This is a genomic window from Marinilabilia salmonicolor (genome assembly GCF_003003035.1).
Lineage (GTDB): Bacteria > Bacteroidota > Bacteroidia > Bacteroidales > Marinilabiliaceae > Marinilabilia > Marinilabilia salmonicolor_A.
Genome location: NZ_PVTS01000003.1, coordinates 40691 through 61428, shown reverse-complemented (window position 1 = coordinate 61428; position 20738 = coordinate 40691). Strand labels below are relative to the sequence as shown.

Annotated in this window: 17 protein-coding genes; 3 read left to right on the top strand and 14 right to left on the bottom strand. The window is 43.9% G+C overall.

Going from position 1 to position 20738, the window contains the following annotated elements; translation table 11 throughout:
* Positions 1-16: 16 nt before the first annotated feature.
* The 11 genes from BY457_RS03635 to BY457_RS03585 form a co-directional block, all read right to left on the bottom strand.
* Entirely contained in the window at positions 17-1186 is a 1170-nt protein-coding gene (locus BY457_RS03635; RefSeq protein ID WP_106152172.1) for an AhpC/TSA family protein, read from the bottom strand.
* 130 nt (positions 1187-1316) lie between these two features.
* Complete coding sequence (gene leuB / locus BY457_RS03630; RefSeq protein WP_106151976.1) at positions 1317-2384, bottom strand: 3-isopropylmalate dehydrogenase; 1068 nt, start codon at positions 2382-2384, stop codon at positions 1317-1319.
* Positions 2385-2517: 133 nt separating this feature from the next.
* Positions 2518-4062 (bottom strand): alpha-isopropylmalate synthase regulatory domain-containing protein, encoded by a 1545-nt coding sequence (locus tag BY457_RS03625; protein WP_106151975.1) that lies wholly within the window; start codon positions 4060-4062, stop codon positions 2518-2520.
* Between the two features lie 69 nt (positions 4063-4131).
* Entirely contained in the window at positions 4132-4725 is a 594-nt protein-coding gene (gene leuD / locus BY457_RS03620) for a 3-isopropylmalate dehydratase small subunit (protein ID WP_106151974.1), read from the bottom strand.
* 62 nt (positions 4726-4787) lie between these two features.
* Entirely contained in the window at positions 4788-6188 is a 1401-nt protein-coding gene (leuC, locus tag BY457_RS03615; protein WP_106151973.1) for a 3-isopropylmalate dehydratase large subunit, read from the bottom strand.
* Between the two features lie 184 nt (positions 6189-6372).
* On the bottom strand, positions 6373-7869 hold the full coding sequence (locus tag BY457_RS03610; protein WP_106151972.1) for a 2-isopropylmalate synthase: 1497 nt from the start codon (positions 7867-7869) through the stop codon (positions 6373-6375).
* Positions 7870-8030: 161 nt separating this feature from the next.
* Positions 8031-9083 carry a ketol-acid reductoisomerase gene (ilvC, locus tag BY457_RS03605; protein WP_106151971.1) on the bottom strand — a complete coding sequence of 351 codons (1053 nt, stop codon included), beginning with the start codon at positions 9081-9083 and terminating at the stop codon, positions 8031-8033.
* Between the two features lie 23 nt (positions 9084-9106).
* Positions 9107-9661: an acetolactate synthase small subunit gene (gene ilvN, locus BY457_RS03600; protein WP_106151970.1), complete on the bottom strand. Its 555-nt coding sequence runs from the start codon at positions 9659-9661 to the stop codon at positions 9107-9109.
* A gap of 80 nt (positions 9662-9741) precedes the next feature.
* Positions 9742-11454, bottom strand: a complete 1713-nt coding sequence (gene ilvB, locus BY457_RS03595) for a biosynthetic-type acetolactate synthase large subunit (RefSeq protein ID WP_106151969.1) — start codon at positions 11452-11454, stop codon at positions 9742-9744.
* A 165-nt stretch (positions 11455-11619) separates the two neighbouring features.
* Positions 11620-13446 (bottom strand): dihydroxy-acid dehydratase, encoded by a 1827-nt coding sequence (gene ilvD, locus BY457_RS03590; protein WP_106151968.1) that lies wholly within the window; start codon positions 13444-13446, stop codon positions 11620-11622.
* Positions 13447-14151: 705 nt separating this feature from the next.
* Positions 14152-14883 carry a hypothetical protein gene (locus tag BY457_RS03585; RefSeq protein WP_106151967.1) on the bottom strand — a complete coding sequence of 244 codons (732 nt, stop codon included), beginning with the start codon at positions 14881-14883 and terminating at the stop codon, positions 14152-14154.
* 217 nt (positions 14884-15100) lie between these two features.
* On the opposite strand from BY457_RS03585, the gene BY457_RS03580 reads away from it, so the two are divergent.
* On the top strand, positions 15101-16000 hold the full coding sequence (locus BY457_RS03580; protein WP_106151966.1) for a diaminopimelate dehydrogenase: 900 nt from the start codon (positions 15101-15103) through the stop codon (positions 15998-16000).
* A 432-nt stretch (positions 16001-16432) separates the two neighbouring features.
* Positions 16433-17251: a 2,3,4,5-tetrahydropyridine-2,6-dicarboxylate N-succinyltransferase gene (locus tag BY457_RS03575; protein WP_106151965.1), complete on the top strand. Its 819-nt coding sequence runs from the start codon at positions 16433-16435 to the stop codon at positions 17249-17251.
* A 335-nt stretch (positions 17252-17586) separates the two neighbouring features.
* On the opposite strand, the gene BY457_RS03570 is transcribed toward BY457_RS03575, so the two are convergent.
* From BY457_RS03570 to BY457_RS03560, 3 genes are all read right to left on the bottom strand, one after another.
* Positions 17587-18786, bottom strand: a complete 1200-nt coding sequence (locus BY457_RS03570) for an aspartyl protease family protein (RefSeq protein WP_106151964.1) — start codon at positions 18784-18786, stop codon at positions 17587-17589.
* A gap of 70 nt (positions 18787-18856) precedes the next feature.
* Positions 18857-18985 (bottom strand): hypothetical protein, encoded by a 129-nt coding sequence (locus tag BY457_RS19190; RefSeq protein WP_258176565.1) that lies wholly within the window; start codon positions 18983-18985, stop codon positions 18857-18859.
* A gap of 308 nt (positions 18986-19293) precedes the next feature.
* Positions 19294-19650 (bottom strand): hypothetical protein, encoded by a 357-nt coding sequence (locus tag BY457_RS03560; RefSeq protein WP_106151962.1) that lies wholly within the window; start codon positions 19648-19650, stop codon positions 19294-19296.
* A 404-nt stretch (positions 19651-20054) separates the two neighbouring features.
* On the opposite strand from BY457_RS03560, the gene BY457_RS03555 reads away from it, so the two are divergent.
* Entirely contained in the window at positions 20055-20624 is a 570-nt protein-coding gene (locus BY457_RS03555; RefSeq protein WP_106151961.1) for an L-threonylcarbamoyladenylate synthase, read from the top strand.
* Positions 20625-20738: the final 114 nt, after the last annotated feature.

The following is a 20738-nucleotide window of genomic DNA, read 5'->3' as shown; positions in this document are numbered from 1 at the left end:
CTGGTTGCAATGCATTTTAGAGCGCCTCTTTAACCTTCTCTTCCAATAAATGGCCAAACAGATTCTTTCCAATAATATCGCCATCCCTGCTGATGAGGTAGTTGGCGGGCAATTGGTTGACGTTGTAAATACGTGCCGGGAAGGAGTCGGTGTAGCGCAAATCACTTACATTGATCCATGGCAATTCGTCTTTAACAACGGCATTTTCCCAGAGTATTTTGCTTCTGTCGAGCGAAACCTGATAGATTTCAAAACCCTGGTCCTTATACTGCTGATATACCTTTTTCATGTGGTCGTTGGCGCGACGTGAGGCTTCATCCCAGGATGCCCAGAATGACAGAAGCACTACTTTCCCCTTAAGGGAAGAAAGGGCAACTTCTTCTCCATGAATATTCTTTTCCTTGATTTCAGGAATGGTCTCTTCGGCATTTTCCTGAAGTTCCTGGGTGATTCTTTGTCTCCGTTCCTGAGCTTTGGCACTGAGTACGTAATTGTAAAGTTGTTTGACCCTTGGCGATTCAGGATACATGAGATTTAGACTGGTCGCTATGGTGGCGAAATAGACCTGTTCTTTCTTATCCATTACATTCAGCACCATGGTATTATCGCTTAATCGTTGGAAGAGGGCATAATAGCTGGCAAATGAACGGGGGTTGTCCATGACAAACGAGCCTACGAAGCTTTTATGTTCATCCAGTGCAATCAACAACTGCTGACCAATTTCATTTTTCCTTTGAGTGTCTCCTTCTGCCGGAAGGGAGTCGTAAACATCCAGCAGGCTGTCAACGGTACTTCTTAATGTTTTCAGTCGTTCATTAAGTATCTGAACTTTTTTGGATTCAATGGATCCTTCCAGACGGTAGGAGTTTTCAAGGTTTTTGGCATCCGCTGTAACGGTGACGTGCTCCGTGGAATCGAGCAAAAGCGTGATGTAATTATTCTCCGATAATTTGAGTTTAAAGAAAGTGGGGATATTCAGTTTTTCACCATGAAAGGAAAAACTTCCGTCTTCATCGAGGTGAACACTGTCAATGGCCAGATCTCTGTCTAGTTGCATCTTCTCAAGTATCAGCGTGCGGTTGTCGCCATTGGTGATGGTTCCCTTTATGCGGTAGTTGTCGCTGTAGCAGCCCGAAAGCGTAAAGATGATAAAAGCAATTGAAAGAATGTTGATAAAAGGTCTCATTGGCTCTGTTGTAAACTTCATTTAAAATAAGGGAATCAAAGATAAAGCTATTTTTTTATTTTGACATAAAAAAACCGGTATCTGTGCGACACCGGTTTTTATCATTGCGTTTGGCTATTGAGGTTCTGATTTACATGTTTTTGATGTATTCAGCAATCCAGTCACCCACTTCTGAGGTTGAAATAGCATTTTCTTTATCCAGATCTTCGGTTACTTTTCCCTGTTCCAGAGATGCATCCACCGCTTTTCGGATCATTTGAGCTTCCTCTTTCAGTTCAAATGCCGATTCGAGCATCAGCGCTCCTGAAAGTATAGTTGCCAGGGGGTTGGCTATGTTCTTTCCGGCGGCCTGCGGGTATGATCCGTGAATGGGCTCAAATACCGAAGTGTGCAGTCCGATGGATGCAGAAGGGAGCAGTCCCAGTGATCCGGTAATAACACTTGCCTCATCCGTGAGAATGTCTCCGAACATATTCTCGGTAACCATCACATCGAAACGTTTGGGCCACTGAATCAGCTGCATGGCAGCATTGTCCACAAACATATACTCCACTTCTACCTCGGGGTAATCAGGGGCAATGCTCTGAACCGTTTCACGCCACAGACGTGAGGTTGCCAATACGTTGGCTTTATCCACCACGGTCAGTTTTTTGCGACGCTTCATGGCAAAGTCGAATGCCAGCCGTGTAATTCGCTCAATCTCTTCGGTAGTATAGACGCTGGTGTCGTAAGCTGTCTGACCGTCTTCTGAGCGACCTTGCGGACGTCCGAAGTAGATACCACCGGTAAGTTCCCGAATGGCAACAAAATCTGCTCCCTCAACCAGATCGGCCCGCAAAGGGGATTTGTGAAGCAGAGATGGGAATGTTGCCACGGGACGAATATTGGCATATAAACCAAGTTTTTTACGCATGGCAAGCAGTCCCTGTTCAGGGCGCACTTTTGCTTTGGGGTCATTGTCGTATTTGGGGTCACCAATGGCGCCAAACAGAACGGCATCTGACTTCATGCAAAGTTCATGTGTTTCATCCGGATAAGGATTCCCGGTCTTATCGATGGCCGTGGCACCAACAAGAGCTTCGGTGTAAATGGCTTCATGACCTTTCTTAGCAAAGACTGCGTCCAGAACTTTTTTGGCCTGTTCCACAATTTCCGGCCCGATTCCATCTCCGGGCAATACAGCAATGTTTAACTTCATTTGTTAAGTTGTTATTCCTCCTCACGTAAATCGGGGGGAGTATGATTAATTGGATTCAAATTTATTTTGTCAAAAACGTGGGTCTATTTAGATTTTGAGCAACAACGCAAAAGTTGGACTTTATAGACAAACACTATTTACCATTGATGACCACTCCGTGTTCCTTGTTTTCAATGATGTTGAGCATTCTAAGTGTCGCTTTGATAGCAGCTTCTGTCTGGTCGGCATCCAATCCTCTTGTTTTAAATTCCTGGCTTTTGTATTCCCAGGTAATTACCGTTTCCACCAAAGCATCTGTCTTTCCTCCTGGAGGGATGGATACTTCATAATCCGAAAGCACAGGGTGCTCTTTGCCAAGTTTTTCATAAATCAGCCAGAGTGCTTTCATGAATGCATCGTACTGCCCGTCTCCAACGGATGTTTCGTTGTAGGTGTCTTTGTTTATCTGAAGACTGACGGTGGCAACGGGTTTCAGCCCCTGAACCAGAGACAGGTGGTAGTTTTTCAGCTTGATGCGCTTAACCACCTGTTCGGTTTTTAATACATCAGATATGATGTAGGGTAAATCTTCCGGAGTCACATTTTCTTTTTTGTCACCCAGTTCAATTACCCGTTTGGTAACCTTTTTCATGTCCTCAGGACCAAGCTCTATTCCTAAATCTTCGAGATTCTTCTTGATATTGGCTTTTCCTGAAGTCTTACCCAGTGCATAACGACGCACCCGGCCAAAACGTTCAGGGAGAAGGTTGTTGAAGTAGAGATTGTCCTTGTTGTCTCCATCTGCATGAACCCCACTGCATTGCGTGAAGACATTTTCGCCGGTAAGTGGTTTGTTGGCAGGGATGCGTACTCCCGAAAAGGTCTCCACCATGGAGGATATTTTCGTGAGTTTACTTTCTTCAATATGGGGCTTTACTTTCAGGTGATCATTCATAACCCCTATGATACTTGCAAGAGGGGCATTTCCGGCTCTTTCTCCCAGACCGTTTACTGTTGTGTGGATGCCTTTTACCCCTGCTTTGATGGCATAATAGACATTGGCCACAGCCAGGTCATAGTCGTTGTGGGAGTGATAATCAAAATGAACATCCGGAAACTTGTCGGTCATGGACTTACAGAATTCATAAGTCTGGTCAGGATTAAGAATGCCCAGGGTATCGGGTAACATAATCCGGTGAACAGCGGTTTTTGATAAACCGTTGACCATAAACTCCACATATTCTGGAGAATTCAACATTCCGTTGGACCAGTCCTCCAGATATACATTGACCATGATGCCTCTTCTTTCAGCCTCTTCAATGACTTTTTCGATATCTCCAAGATGTTGCTCTTTGGTTTTTCGAAGTTGTCCGGTCAGGTGTTTCAGGGATCCCTTGGTAAGCAGGTTCAACACCCTGCCCCCGGCTTCCTGAATCCAGTCCAACGATATATTGTTGTCAACAAAGCCCAGGACCTCAATGCGGTCCAGACAATTGTGGGATTCTGCCCATTTGGTTAGTCGTTTGACAGCTTTCAATTCACCGTCAGAAACCCTGGCAGAGGCCACTTCAATGCGGTCAACCTTTACCTCCTCCAGCAACAATCGGGCTATGGCCAGTTTCTCGGCATCGTTGAACGACACCCCCGTTGTTTGTTCTCCATCCCTGAGGGTGGTATCCATCACTTCTATGGTTCTCATCGGCATTGGTTGGTAGCCCCGGCCGCTGAAAGAAAATCAGTGGCCGGGGATGGTTTGTATTCTGACTTTTTAGCTGTTTGCTTTTTCCCAGGTCTCGATTTCATTGCTGATATTCAGCAGGTAATCGATGTCGTCGAAGCCATTGAGCATACATTTCTTTTTATAAGGATTGATGTCGAATGACTCGCTGGGGCCGTTTGGCTGAAGTGTAATCTTCTGGTTTTCCAGATCAATTTCCACTTTTGTTGCAGGGTCTTTTTCAATGGCCTGAAACAATTCTTCCAGAAATTCTTTGGAAACCTGAACCGGCAACAATCCGTTGTTGAGTGAATTGTTTTTGAATATGTCGGCGAAGAAACTTGAGACCACAGCTTTAAAACCATAGCCTGCGATTGCCCATGCGGCGTGTTCGCGGCTTGATCCGCTACCAAAGTTCTGTCCTGCAACGAGAATCTTTCCGGAGTAGGTGGGGTCATTCAGTACAAAATCCTTTTTGGGGTTTCCGGACTTGTCATACCGCCAGTCGGCAAACAGGTTGTCGCCGAATCCTTCGCGGGTGGTGGCTTTCAGGAATCGGGCAGGTATTATCTGGTCTGTATCCACATTTTCGATGGGCACAGGCACGCAGGTCGATTCCAGTTTTACAAATTTATCTATTGGCATAATTTGTTCTCTTAAAAATGTTATCAATCTTTTACATCAGATCTGTTCCTGTGTTTTCGGACCTACAAAAAATCACGGGGATCAGTAATCTTTCCTGTAATGGCAGTTGCTGCAGCTGTCAGCGGACTGGCCAGCATGGTGCGGGCTCCGGGCCCCTGACGGCCTTCAAAATTCCGGTTAGAGGTGGAAACAGCATAGTTACCTTCCGGAATCTTATCATCGTTCATGGCCAGACAGGCAGAACATCCGGGCTGACGCATTTCAAATCCGGCTTCTTCCAGAATCTGCCGGATGCCTTCTTCCTCGGCCTGGGCTTCCACCTGGTGACTACCGGGAACAATCCATGCGGTAATATTATCAGCCTTTTTCTTTCCTTTAACGAAAGCTGCAAAAGCACGAAGGTCTTCTATACGACCGTTGGTGCAACTACCAATGAACACATAGTCCACTTTTTTGCCAATCATGGCATCACCCGGCTCAAAGTCCATGTATTGCATAGACTTCTTAAAGGTGGCTTGCGTAGATTTCTCAATCTCTTCGAAGGTCGGGATTGATTTGCTGATGCCAATGCCCATTCCAGGGTTGGTACCATAGGTAATCATCGGTTCAATGTCCGAAGCTTTGAAGACAAGTTCCTTGTCGAACGCTGCATCTGCGTCTGAAGGCAGCTGTCGCCACTCTTCAACTGCTTTGTCCCACTCAGCTCCTTTGGGTGCAAACTCACGACCTTTTATATATTCAAAAGTGGTTTCATCGGGAGCAATCATACCACCACGGGCACCCATCTCGATACTCATATTACAAATGGTCATTCTTGCCTCCATGGACAGGTTGCGGATGGCCGAACCTGCAAACTCCACAAAATATCCGGTGGCACCACCAGTGCCAATCTGAGAAATGATGTAGAGAACGATGTCTTTGGATACAACCCCTTTGCCCAATTCACCATCGATGTTGATGCGCATGGTTTTGGGTTTATTCTGGAGCAAAGTCTGAGTAGCCAGTACCATTTCCACTTCGCTGGTTCCTATTCCGAAGGCAATGCTTCCGAAAGCTCCGTGGGTGGAGGTGTGACTGTCTCCGCAGACAATGGTCATTCCGGGCTTGGTAATTCCCAGTTCGGGCCCTATTACGTGGACAATTCCGTTCCACTTGTGGTTCAATCCGTAAAGGGGCACACCAAATTCCTCGCAGTTCAGCGCCAGCTTGTTCACCTGAAAACGACTGAGTTCATCCTGAATGGGCTGATCTTGTTTAAGCGTTGGAATGTTGTGGTCTGCCGTTGCAACTGTTTTTTCAGGTTTTCTTACCTGTATGCCACGGTCTCTGAGGCCTGCAAAAGCCTGGGGACTGGTCACTTCATGTACAAAATGACGGTCGATGTATAAAACACTTGGTCCACCATCCACTTTGGTTACCACGTGCTTGTCCCATATCTTTTCGAATAATGTTTTTCCTGCCAAGGTATTGTTGTTTTAATGGTTACAAAATCAATTAATTTATATCACAATAGTTTGTTGAAATATTCCAAGGTTCTAAAAATTCTACTTTTTAAGACAATGCGAATATTTTTGATAAAATTCAGAATGTCAATGTTGTACGATTTTTCTAACCTCTAATCTCTAAAAATGTAACAATCTATTGCTATCAGGCAATTTTGCCGACTGCATCGAGGAATGCTTCCACAGATGCGGTTATGATATCGGTATGGGCAGCAAATCCGTAGAATATCTGGCCTTTGTGCTCTACCTGAACATGTACTTTACCTAAATCGTCGCTGCCTCGTGTGATTGCCTGAATCAGGAATTCTTCCAGACGAACTCTTCTTTTGATCAGAGCTTTTACTGCGGTAAATGCAGCGTCGATGGGTCCGTTTCCGGCTGCCGTTTCTGTAAATACATCACCATTGAAGCTGATACGCACTGTGGCAGTGGGGACTGTTGATTTTCCGCAGACAACCTGAAGCAGTTCAAGCTGCAGAGGCTTATTGGATTTGTCCTGCTCGCGTCCCGCCAGAATCTGGAGATCTTCATCTGTGATGTCCTTTTTCTTGTCGGCCAGTTCCAGAAACTTCTGATAAACATCGTCCAGTTCGGTGGGGTCAAAATCATATCCCAGTACCTGCAGACGATGTTTCAATGCTGCACGTCCGCTGCGGGCTGTCAGTACGATAGAAGATTCTTTGACGCCGACTTCTGCAGGATCAATGATTTCATAGTTTTCGCGATTTTTCAAAACCCCGTCCTGGTGAATACCGGATGAATGTGCAAAAGCATTGCGCCCCACGATAGCCTTGTTGGGTTGTACCGGCATGCGCATAAGTGCGGATACCAGGCGGCTGCTTTTGATGATTTCTTTACTGTTGATTCCGGTCTCCAGATCTAAGTCCTTGTGACTTTTGATGGCCATGGCGACCTCTTCGAGTGAGGTGTTTCCGGCTCTTTCGCCTATCCCGTTGATGGTTACCTCCACCTGACGGGCTCCGTTAAGAATTCCGGACATTGAGTTGGCAGTTGCCATTCCCAGGTCGTTGTGACAGTGAGTGGAGAGTATTGCTTTGTCCACATTGGGAACATTGTTCATCAGGAAGGCAATTTTTTCGCCATACTCATGAGGAAGACAATATCCGGTCGTATCCGGAATGTTGACAACTGTAGCTCCTGCTGCAATAACAGCCTCCACCACCCTTGCCAGGTATTCATTGTCGGTACGGCCTGCATCTTCGGCATAAAACTCCACATCGTCGATGAAGTTTCGGGCATATTTGACTGCCTCAACAGCTCGCTCAATAATTTCTTCGGGATTGGACTTTAGTTTGTAGTTGATGTGATAAAAAGAGGTTCCGATACCTGTGTGAATCCGTCCCTTCTTGGCGAATTTAAGGGCATCGGCAGCCACTTCAATGTCTTTTTTTACTGCGCGTGTCAGAGCGCAAATGGTTGGGGTGCTGACGGCTTTGGATATTTCGACGACGGAGTTGAAGTCTCCCGGACTGGAGACCGGAAATCCGGCTTCGATAATGTCCACTCCGAGTTTCTCCAGTTGCTTGGCCACCTCAATTTTTTCGATGGTATTCAGCTGGCAGCCCGGGACTTGTTCGCCATCCCGCAACGTGGTGTCGAAAATATAGACTTTATTGCTCATGGTTGATTGTTTTTTCAGTCCGGTGATTTCCCGGTTAATGAATGGTTCCGGAAATGGATTTCTCCGGTTTCCGGAACCATAATGATTAAAGTTTAGTCGGCATGAATGGTGAATGAGCCGGGAGATTGGGTTAAAGGGGGCTCATTCACGCATTCGTTGCACTATTTTTTCTGATTTTCGGGACGAAGCTGACGAACTGCAGCTCCTGCATTCCACATTTCAGATTCACGCAGCTCTTTGAGCTCTTCTTCGAGCTTTACCCGATAGTCGCTCTGGCTGTTGGCATCGATGGAGCGCTGAGCTTCGTTTCCTTTGGCTACTTCGCTGTAAAGCTCTTTGAATACCGGCATGGAAGCATCGCGGAATTTTTTCCACCAGTCGAGTGCTCCTCTTTGGGCTGTGGTGGAACAGTTGGCGTACATCCAGTCCATTCCGTTTTCAGCTACCAGTGGCATCAGGCTCTGAGTCAACTCTTCAACAGTTTCGTTAAAGGCTTCTGAAGGAGAGTGTCCGTTGGATCGCAGAACTTCATACTGAGCTGCAAAAATTCCCTGGATGGCTCCCATCAGCGTACCTCGTTCTCCTGTCAGGTCGCTGTACACCTCTTTCTGGAAAGTGGTTTCAAAAAGATAACCGCTTCCTACGCCAATACCTAAGGCCACTACACGGTCAAATGCTTTGCCGGTGGCGTCCTGGAAGATGGCGTAGCTGGAGTTCAGTCCGCGTCCTTCAAGGAACATGCGACGAAGGCTTGTGCCCGAACCTTTAGGTGCAACCAAAATCACGTCAACGTCTTTGGGAGGGATAATACCTGTACGCTCTTTGTAAGTCACACCAAATCCGTGTGAGAAATAGAGGGCCTTACCGGGCTTCAGGTACTTCTCAACAGTCGGCCAAACAGCAATCTGACCGGCATCGGAAAGAAGATACTGAATGATGGTTCCTTTGTCGAGGGCTTCCTCGATGGGGAAGAGGGTTTTTCCTGGTTCCCAGCCATCAGCAACGGCTTTGTCCCATGTTTTAGAGTCTTTACGCTGACCAACAATTACGTTAAAGCCATTGTCTTTGAGATTGAGGGCCTGTCCGGGTCCCTGTACACCATAACCGATAACGGCAATGGTTTCGTCTTTCAATACTTCCTGTGCTTTTGCCAATGGGAACTCTTCGCGGGTTACCACATTTTCTTCGGTTCCTCCAAAGTTAATTTTTGCCATGATTAATCTGTTGTTAACTGTTATTAGTTTAATTGAGTTTGATCTGTTTCAAGCTTCTTAAGGTAATTCTCTAAAAGCTCTTTCTTCGTTTTGGTAATTGCAATTCGTCCTGACCGCACAAATTGTGAAACGCCGTAAGGGTCGAGTTTTTCGAACAGCTCCTGGGTCTCTTCTTTGTGTCCGGTTTTTTCAATGACCGTAAATTCAGGGGTGATTTCCAGAATACGTGCGCCATATCGACGAACCAGTTTTTCTATTTCATTTCCGCCAAGCAATGAGCCGGTCGAAACTTTGTAAAGTGCGATCTCCTGATGGATGATTTCATCCGCTCTGAAAACAAACACTTTTAATACGTCGATGCGTTTCTCGATTTGTTTGGCCAGTTTTTCAATGTGATCTGCCGTAGCAAACACCACAATGGTAAATTTGTGAATGCCGGTGATGGCAGATTCGGAAGTGGTTAAGCTTTCGATATTGATATGTCGCCGGGTAAACACTGTGGTGATCTGGTTGAGCAGTCCCACATGGTTTTCGGAATATACGGAGAGTGTGAACTCTTCTTTATCTGGTGTCTTCATTTTCTTGATCTTTTATGTTGGTTTTTCCACAAACAAAAAGGGAACGTCTGATAAAGGTTCTACAGGGTTCCCTTGGCTTTCTACTCCAGGCGGATGTCAGATACTGAGGCACCTGCCGGAACCATAGGGAATACGTTTCCTTCTTTTTCAACCAAAACTTCCATCAGGAAAGGGCCTTCTGTTTCGGCCATTTGTTTGATGGCGCCATCCAATTGCTCCCGTTCGGTAACTTTAACCGCAGGTACATGGTATCCTTTTGCGATGGTCTGGAAGTCAGGATTAATTAATTCTGTGGAAGCATATCTCTTGTCGAAGAAGAGTTCCTGCCACTGACGTACCATTCCCAGAAAGTTGTTGTTCAAAAGAACAATTTTCACGGGAATTTTGGTTTGGAAAATGGTTCCCAGCTCCTGTATGGTCATTTGAAAACCGCCATCACCAACAAAAACGCAAACCGGGCGCTCAGGCGCTCCCAACTTGGCCCCCATTGCAGCCGGAAGACCGAAGCCCATGGTGCCCAAACCGCCTGAAGTGACTACACTTCTGCTTTGCCTGAACCGGAAGTAACGGGCTCCCATCATTTGGTGTTGACCTACATCCGTAACCATCACGGCATCATCATTAAATATAGAGGATACCTTTGAGATGACTTCTCCCATTCTCAGACCTTTGTCATCGGGGGCTGTTTCTTTTTCAATGATACGTTTGTATTCAATTCTGGAGCAGGCTTCAAATTCGGCCAGCCATTCAGAATGTTCATTTTTAGTGATTTTACCTGTAAGCAGGGGCAGTGATTTCTTAACATTTCCCAATACAGGAACATCTGCATGAACATTTTTGTTGATTTCTGCCGGGTCAATTTCCAGGTGGATAACCCTTGCATTGGTGGCATATTTGGTCAGGTCGCCTGTAACACGGTCATCAAAGCGCATTCCGATGGCAATAATCAGATCTGCTTCATTGGTTTTGATGTTTGGGCCGTAATTTCCATGCATTCCTAACATTCCCACATTGAGCGGGTGTTCGGTAGGCATTGCAGAAAGTCCCAGCAATGTCCATGCTGCCGGAATACCTGATTTCTCCAGAAATTCAAGTAATTCTTTTTCGGCATTTCCCAGTACAACGCCCTGACCAACCAAAGCCAGTGGTTTGCGGGAGAGGTTGATTAACTTGGCAGCCTCCTCTATTTGATGAAAATCGATGGGGCTCTCCGGAGAATAACTGCGGATTGCTTTGACCGGCTCATATTGATATTCCAGCTCATTTACCTGGGCATCTTTGGTGATGTCCACGACTACCGGCCCGGGACGTCCCGAACGGGCAATGTAGAATGCTCTTGCCATTGCTGCAGGAATATCCTCCGCTCTGCGAACCTGGTAATTCCATTTGGTAACAGGCTGTGTCACTCCAACAACATCTGTTTCCTGGAAAGCATCGGTACCAAGCAATGATGAGACTACTTGTCCGGTGATGACTACCAGCGGGGTTGAATCCATCATGGCATCTGCCAGTCCGGTAACTGTGTTGGTAGCTCCGGGGCCTGATGTTGCAAAGCAAACTCCCACTTTCCCGGTAACACGGGCGTAGCCCTGCGCGGCATGTACAGCACCCTGTTCATGGCGGGTAAGTACATGATGAAGCTGATCATGATAATTATAAAGAGCATCATAAATTGGCATGATCGCCCCGCCAGGATAACCGAAAATCATTGTGGTTCCTTCATTGATCAATGATTGCATCACTGCTTCAGATCCGCTCATCCTTTTTGTCTCCTTGGTTTTTTCTTCCTTCATTAGTAATTGAGATTGTGGTTCCATAACATTCATGGTTGCGTTTGAGAAAAATTGATTAAAAAAACCTGCTCTCCATATTTTTAGGGGGTACAAGGTTATGTTAGATTTCACTCGTTGTCAAGATGTTTAACAAATGGTGATCGCCAACTGACCTCCCAACCCTCTTTATATCATTCTTACTGCTCCTTTGTCTGCCGATGAGACCATTGATGCATATGCTTTGAGAGCTTTTGAAACCTGCCGCTCTCTCGGGCCCGGTTTAAAAGCCTTGTCTCCTTTGGCCATTTCTTTTTGTCTGCGCTCTTCCATTTCTGCTTCTGATATTTCAACATTGATGCTTCTGCCCGGAATATCAATTACGATCTTGTCGCCTGTCTCTACGAGTGCAATTTCTCCTCCGGCAGCAGCCTCGGGTGAAACATGGCCGATTGATAAGCCTGAAGTACCTCCGGAAAAACGACCGTCAGTAACCAGGGCACACTCTTTGCCCAGATGACGTGATTTTATGTATGAGGTGGGATAAAGCATCTCCTGCATTCCCGGACCTCCCTTAGGGCCTTCGTATTTTATGATCACCACATCACCCGCTTGAACCTCCCCGTCGAGGATGGCATCACAGGCACTGTCCTGAGACTCATAAACCTTTGCAGTGCCCTCGAAATGAAGTATGGATTCATCTACCCCTGCTGTTTTTACAATGCACCCTTTGGATGCAATATTGCCAAAGAGTACTGCCAGTCCGCCATCTTGAGAGTAAGCGTTTTCCACGCTCCGGATGCATCCATTTTTGCGATCCAGATCGAATTCTTCATAAATGGCATTTTGTGAGCCCAGTACCAGGTTTCGGAAACCTCCCGGTGCACTTTTGTACTTTTCTTTGGCTTTATCGGTAACCTCTTTGCTGAGCAAATCATACTCTTTGAGTGCATCGGCCAGTGATGGATAATCTATCCGGTGAACCGAAGTATCCAAAAGTTTGTGGCGGGCCAATTCTGCCAGTATCCCCAAAATTCCACCAGCGCGGTTTACATCTTGTATATGATAATGACTGTTTGGGGCAACTTTTGAGAGAACCGGGGTATGTCTTGACAGTTGGTCTATGTCTTGCATGGTGAAATCAACTCCGGCTTCGTGGGCAATTGCCAGCAGGTGAAGCACGGTGTTTGTGGATCCCCCCATAGCAATGTCCAGTGTCATGGCATTCATAAATGCCGGTTTTGTTGCGATAGATTTGGGTAATACTGAGTCATCTCCATCCCGGTAGTGACGGTAAGCCAGATTCACAATCTTGTTTGCGGCCTCTTCAAATAATTTTTTGCGATTGGCATGTGTGGCAACGATGGTTCCGTTTCCGGGGAGTGCCAGCCCAAGCGCCTCATTTAAGCAGTTCATAGAGTTGGCGGTAAACATCCCGCTGCAGGAACCGCAGGTGGGACATGCATTCTGTTCAACTGCCAGCACATCGCTGTCCGAAACATTGTCATCGGCTGCCATTACCATCGCGTCAATAAGATCCAGGGCCGTTCCATTGTTGTTGCCGGCTTCCATGGGGCCACCGGAAACAAATATGGTGGGGATGTTCAGTCGCATGGAAGCGATGAGCATACCGGGGGTTATTTTGTCACAGTTGCTGATGCAAATCATCGCATCGGCCCGGTGTGCATTTACCATATACTCTACGCTGTCGGCAATGAGATCGCGCGAAGGCAAGGAGTATAACATCCCGTCGTGTCCCATAGCTATACCGTCGTCCACAGCAATGGTATTAAATTCGGCAGCAAAGCAACCCTGTTTTTCCACGATTTGCTTAATTTCCTGGCCTATGTGATGTAAGTGAACGTGCCCCGGTACGAATTGGGTGAAAGAGTTAACAATGGCTACCAGTGGTTTGCCCATTTGTTCATCTTTCATGCCGTTTGCACGCCACAGGCTTCTTGCTCCTGCCATTCTTCGGCCTTGCGTGGTGGTATTACTTCTTAATGGTCGCTTCATAATAATTAAACTGTAATCTTCTGTATAAATTAAAAACCCCTCTCACGCAGAAGTGAGAGGGGTTTAAAAATCGGTTGCTTTATTTAGCTATACACCATTCTCACTTCTGCCTGGTTGTCCCACGAGAATAATAATATTGACGAGAATGAGTGATAGAAAAAGGTTCATATTCAAAGTTCAAATTCATTTGTTCTTTGCAAATGTATATATTTTGACAATACCATCAAGCATTTTGTAACAAAAAAATGAATTTTTCTTGCAATTTAATGAGAAATTGCCCGCTAAGACTGATGAAATCGTAGTTTTTGGAGGTGAAAAATTTGAACATTTTTTTGTTTCGGTGTTTTAAGGTGTTGCTTTTTGCTTGTAAGTGTTTGTCTGTAATGTGTATGATGTGTTTATTGATGGTCTTGAAAATATTGAACAATGCAGTTGCCCCTTTCTTTTCATTATGATCAATGGATTATTATTCTGTGAGAATTAATAAATATTCAGTTTTGGGTATGATGGGAAACAGCTGAAAGGAATGTTTTGTTCTACTTAGTGCCTGTCCATAAACTAAGCAAATTCTGTTTTTAGAGCTGTTTCTGGTCAGAAAGTGCCAATTGCCAGGCTTGCGAAGCCGCTAAAAACGGAGTTTACTTATCGTAAATGAGTATTTTGGCGGCAAGCTTAATGAGGCAAGTGGTGCTTTATGGACAGAAATTACTCATTTGTCATTTTGTATTCTTCCCAAAGTCTTAAAACTTTATTGCGAATCGTGAGCAGGTTGTCCTTTTCTGACATTTTCATTCTCTGATTACAGAAGATGATGAATGAATCCATTTCCTGATCTTTAATTTCAATCCAGTCATTGAGCATTCCTGATGCGATTACCTTCTCCCAGGCCGATTTTTGGTTCATACTGTTAAGCACCTTTTGTGATCTCCTTTGGCTTTTACCTTCTTTGCTGAAAACGGAGTGGGCCAATGTCAACGGACTCATTATCATCCCAACGGATGGTTTTGGAATGGATTTGTCCGGTTCTGCGTCCGGATCCACGTTAATTCCGAAGTTTCCCGGTAGATTGAGACGCATTTCGCGCTCTTCTGCCCTGACAACTATCTCTTTCAACAGATAACTGGCAGGAGAAAGAAAAATGCTGTCCGTTGCCTGTCGGTTGATAAAATCAGTGGCTTTCATGGTTCTGGGTTCAAACCCCATGGAGACGATTCTGATTGAGTCATCAGCAGGCAGAGAGATCCTGAATTGCCCGTTTGAATCTGAAGTGTAGGAGAGGTAGCTGTTAAAGCTGACCAGTTGCACGTAACCAAGCGATTTTTTGTTCTCTATATTATATAGTGTGCCTGATGCAATGATTGTATTTTTTTTCTGTCCTTGTAATGATTGTAAGCAAAGCAAAGAACATCCGGCAATTATAAGAACGATTATTTTCATAAAGAGGGTGTTTATGGGAGCAGGTTAACTCTTTTCAAAAAATGTGCCATCTGATAATTTGAGGGAGTAAATGCCAGGTAAAATTAAAAAAGCTAACAAAAATCAATGAAAACAAACCGGAATGTAAGCGTTTCTGGTTCTAAAACAATAATTTGAAATCCTCGCTAACAATTTGTATATTTGTACTTTGAAATAATATAAATCAAAATTAAACAGTATGAGTAAGATTCAAGTAGCAGTAGTTAGTTACGGAAATATTGGAAAATTTGCAGTAGAAGCAGTGAATGCAGCTCCTGATATGGAACTGGCCGGGGTGGTTCGTCGTTCCACAGGAAACAATCCTCCTGAGTTGGCTGATGTAAAGGTTGTTACCGACATCGCTGATCTTGGAAAGATTGATGTTGCAATCCTCTGCTCTCCTACCAGAAGTATTCCCGCAACGGCAAAAGCTATTATGGAGAAAGGCATCTGTACGGTTGATAGTTTTGATATTCACGGCGAGGAGATGTTGAAGTTGCGCAGGATGCTTGATGAAACCGGGAAAAAACATAATTCAAAAGCGATTATCTCTGCCGGATGGGATCCCGGAAGTGATTCTGTAGTGAGAACGCTGTTGAAAGCCATGGCTCCCAAAGGATTAACTTATACTAACTTTGGCCCCGGGATGAGTATGGGACACTCGGTTGCTGCTAAAGCAATAGATGGGGTGAAGGATGCTTTGTCTATGACCATTCCTACCGGTACAGGTATTCATCGTCGTATGGTATATGTTGAGCTGGAAGATGGAGCAAGCGTGGAGAAGGTTACCAAAGAAATAAAAGCAGACAGCTATTTCAGCAATGATGAAACGCATGTTCTTGCCGTTCCCAGTGTGGATGAACTGAAAGATATGGGACACGGTGTTTTGCTGGAACACAAAGGTGTTTCCGGAGAGACGCAAAATCAATTGTTTGAGTTTAAAATGAAAATTAACAATCCGGCGCTGACCTCTCAGATTCTAGTGTCGTGTGCACGTGCTGTTTTGAAGCAACAACCGGGTTCATATACCATGCCTGAGATTGCTCCTATTGACTACCTTACAGGAGATAAGGAAGACTTGCTTAAGCGACTGGTATAATTGATACCATCTGTTTTTAGCCTGGTTTATTCGTAAGTTTTTGTTGTGAGATGTTGAAATGCCAATAAATTAGGGCAACCGCAGATAAAATTGATGATGGAAATAGTAAACCATTTTCAAGTTACTTTTATTGAGGAGGCCTGAATTTAGCAGACAGTTGAACATCGTAACAGATAATTTATGAATAATCCAGGTTAAATAAACTTTTAGAGAGACAAGTGGTTTTTATAAAACACTTGTCTCTTTTACCTCCTTTACTTTAACCTGAATAATTAATAGCAGAATCAGGTTAGAGTCACCGTTCAAAACCTCGTTAGATAAGACTGATTTCACCTTACTTCAGGAGAACCTGATGCCGGGGGTGGTGTGTTTTTATCAGACAATTACAAGATTTTAGACGAATAAAATAATTCAATTAAAACTTAGAGTTTTATGACTGCAGCGATAAGAGAAATTGTTGAGAAGGCATGGGAAGACCGTGCATTGCTTGAAAAAGACGAAACGAAAAATGCAATCCGACAGGTGATTTCAAGCCTGGATGTGGGTGAGCTGAGAGTGGCTGAGCCGAAAGGGGACGATTGGCAGGTAAATGACTGGGTGAAGAAAGCTGTAATCTTGTACTTTCCGATGCAGGAGATGGAGACCATTGAGTTGGGGCCGTTTGAGTTTCATGATAAAATGGCACTGAAAAGAAATTATAAGGAGTTGGGTGTACGGGTGGTCCCTCACGCTGTGGCTCGTTATGGTGCTTTTATCGGTCGCGGTGCGGTAATGATGCCCTCGTACCTGAATATCGGAGCTTATGTGGATTCCGGTACTATGGTTGATACCTGGGCCACAGTGGGAAGTTGTGCACAGATTGGGAAGAATGTTCACCTTAGTGGTGGCGTAGGAATTGGTGGTGTATTGGAACCCATCCAGGCCGCGCCGGTTATTATTGAAGACAATGCTTTTATCGGGTCACGATGCATTGTTGTTGAGGGGTGCCGTGTCGGAAAAGAATCGGTTTTGGGAGCCAATGTGGTGCTTACCGGTTCCACCAAAATTATTGATGTGAGTGGTCCGGAGCCCAAAGAATATAAAGGCTACGTGCCTCCACGTTCGGTGGTAATTCCCGGAAGCTACACCAAAAAGTTCCCTGCAGGAGAGTATCAGGTTCCTGCCGCATTGATTATTGGTCAGCGAAAGGAATCAACTGATAAAAAGACATCATTGAATAATGCGTTGCGTGACTTTGGGGTTGTTGTGTAATTATTAGATGAAAATAATTGAGATACAAAATGAGGCCGGCTTTTTTGCCCGGCCTTTTTTGTTGATAACTCTCTTGTTCTTTTCTCTTTGCGAATTGGTTTTAGTTCATGGTGTCTGACAGGGAGACAGAAACAATTGATTATACCAGTATTTTTTTTGCTCTAAACATCAAAACATCCTAAATGTAGAATTGAGGAAGGATCTGTTTAGAAGGAAGAGATTTCCATACTTAAGATCCAATATTTTTTTTGCGAAACAACTAAGAATAACGCAAAAGTTTCATGCAATTTTTCAATAAAACAAAGCGATAGAGCGTTATCTTCATTTGATGTGCTTTATTCAGAAAATAGTTGCTTTTTATATAGTATTAATTCCGCGTGCTCTCCTTTTTCATTTTTTAAAGTCACTTGCATTTCTAACTGTTTTCTTGCCTTTTCAAATTCGGAATAAATTTTTGAAGAGGACACTCCAGTTAATTCTCTGTAATTAGAAGAGTTTATAGATAGAACCCGATTTCCGGGTCTTATTCCTTCCACCCATGCTGGAGAGTATTCCCAAACAAATTGCACAAACACTCCTTCCTGTTTCACTTCAATGCTAAATCCAAAGATTTCCCATATCAGGACATCATACATATCTTTTACTTGTTTTAGTAACATCCGTTTATTAGGAAAATCCATTATTACATCAAAATAATTAAAAAGCTGACTGCCCATGGAGGCTCCCTCATCATTGTTTGTCACGTAAGCGACAGGTTGTTTCACAACATAACCGGCAATCTCCATCGAATCCGTTTTTATTATTTCATAAACCGAGGTGTTGTCTGCTTTTTGCTTGCTAAGCAACATTGTTACCGCGCTGCCCCATCCCCTGCGGGTCATCCCATTAGGAATATGATTCTTTAATAATTCTGAAATTTCCAGAAAACCATCATCGCCTGTGTCCATCAGGCATGTAAACCTTGGTTTGGCAAAAGACGCAACGAAATAGGGGATTGAACGGGCCTGAAGATCCAGCCTGGCAGAAACAAATCCGGAGAAAACATCTTTCTTCTTTATATCAGGTAAAATATGAACGTACTCATTCGTGAATTTCCAGCCACAATTTTTCATTAAATCATGACCTATGATACCAAAAACATTATCAAAAATACCCATGCCAAGATCATAATTCTCAATAATATTAACCCGCACTTTGTTAAAACTAACACCATCAATAGAAAAATCAGCTTTTCCTATTTTAACAGAAGCATTCTCATAGCCATCGGTAATTTCTTTCTCCTTTCGACCGGCTATTCCTGTTTTACGGGCGATATCGTCAGTAACCATGGTTTCCGATCCTGTATCGATCAAAAACTTACCATCTACCAGACTGCCATTGATGCTTACATTGGTAGCAAAGTACTTGCCCCTCTCGATACTGACAGAAAGTGGGAAGACTTCATTATCAGGGGATAGAGGTAGATTAGCACAATGACCGCAATTTATTCCAAGGATTAGGAAAATAATCAGGGTTAAAAAGGGTTGTTTATTCATACTGATGTTATTAATGAACGGTTAAGAAATACATACTGAGGACAGAAAATAGTTCTGCCCTCGGTATTGATTAATTTACGCGGACTTTCGATTTAAACTTTCCACGTTCCTTATTCGTTACAGTTTTAAAATCCCATTTGCCATCCCCATCCAAATCGTACTTTTTTACAACTCTTTTACCTCCTTTGATGTTTCTCATAAAATCTTTACACAATTTTTTCATTTTTGCACCTACTATACTTTAAAACCTAACTTTACACTTCGTTTTGCCCGTCCGAGTATTAGTTGCCCGTTTTACATCCCACTTTCCATCCCCGTCGACATCTATTTTGACAACAATTCTCTGACCTCCTTTTAAAGAATTCATTTCAGTTACAGATAAAACCTCATAATTTTTCATCACAATTAAATTTAATCTCCGCCTACTCATACCTTTTTCGGCTTCCGGGACATTCATTTTCCGGCCGGGATAACTAAAATGCAGAGTAAAAATAGGGCAGCCCACTCCTAAAATTTTGGAGTGGTGTAATTTTTAGAAATTCTAAATAAAAAGGAATGTTTTTTCTTTCCCGGAAGATTAGGCAACTCACCACATGAAATATCTCCCCTGGTCTGATGAAGCCTTTCGCGGTCAATCACCTCAAACCCGCAAGTGAACCGCATGGGATTTTCATACTCGTATGTACAACGGTAATGGTTAAAATGAATCTCCGCACCAAGCTCTTTGGCAGTCTGTAACAATAAGAAAAGGGAACTTTGTGAGATTTCCAGTTTTTGGGCAAATTCTCCGGCATTGCCGGTACAGCGCATCCGGATGAGACGATCCAGTTGCTGAAGACGGGTCTGTTGTTTGTTAAAGCTCATAAATCAGGGTTTTGGGTAATAATCTATTAGGAAAAGCATTGTTTTCCTTTTATAATATTGTATGCAAGATATATATTTTCTCTTATACAATGTATTTTCGAAAAGCGAAAGTTTTTCCGATTTGCATCTTGGTTGTTGTCCGAATCTTAACATGAGGTGAGGACGGAATTGAAGGTGGTTTCACTACTTTGGGGCAGAAAAGTGTCACCACTGCCGTGGCTTAGCATTTGAGAAGTTGAGGTCCTTTTTACCATACTATCACCACTGCCGTGGCTCATCCATATTAACCTGATAATGGTGACAAACTGTGTTTTCTTGCTTCTGGGATTGGTTTATTCATGATAGTGGATTATCCTATAACCTTAAAAAACTTCTATATTTGCCCTTAACACAAGCATAAGTATATGAACTATCAGGAAGATTTAAAAAAAGCAGTTGAAGTACTTCAGCAAGGAGGATTAATTCTTTATCCCACCGATACATTTTGGGGAATAGGGTGTGATGCCACCAATGCAGAAGCTGTCAGGAAAGTTTATGAATTAAAGAAACAGGAAGATCGAAGTAGTATGACGATGCTTGTAGATAGTGATGTCAGGTTCAATTCTTATGTTGAGGAAGTTCCCGAAATAGCTTATGATCTGATTGAGCTGGCGGTAAAGCCTTTGACGGTTATTTTTTCCGGAGGAAAGAACTTGCCTGATAATTTGTTGAATGAGGATGGAAGCATTGGAATCCGTGTCACCAAGGAGCCTTTTTCGTGGGCATTGTGTCAGAAATTTCGTAAACCTGTAATTTGGACTTCAGCAAATGTTGAAGGAGAGGCTTCTCCAGGGGGTTTCGACGAAATCAGTGAAACGATTCTTGGGGGAGTGGATTACGTGGTTAATTACCGTCAGGATGAGGTGGAAAGTCCTGTCCCCTTCGGAATAATCAAACTTGAGGTGGACGGACAGGTTCAAATAATTAAGGAGTGAATTTGGCAAAATGAGATCTTTAACTTTTAAGATACAAGATTTAAGATGAATGCTATAAAAAGCTGATAATCTTATTGTTAAAACAAAAAGACTCACTGTGATTAGTGTTTTAAT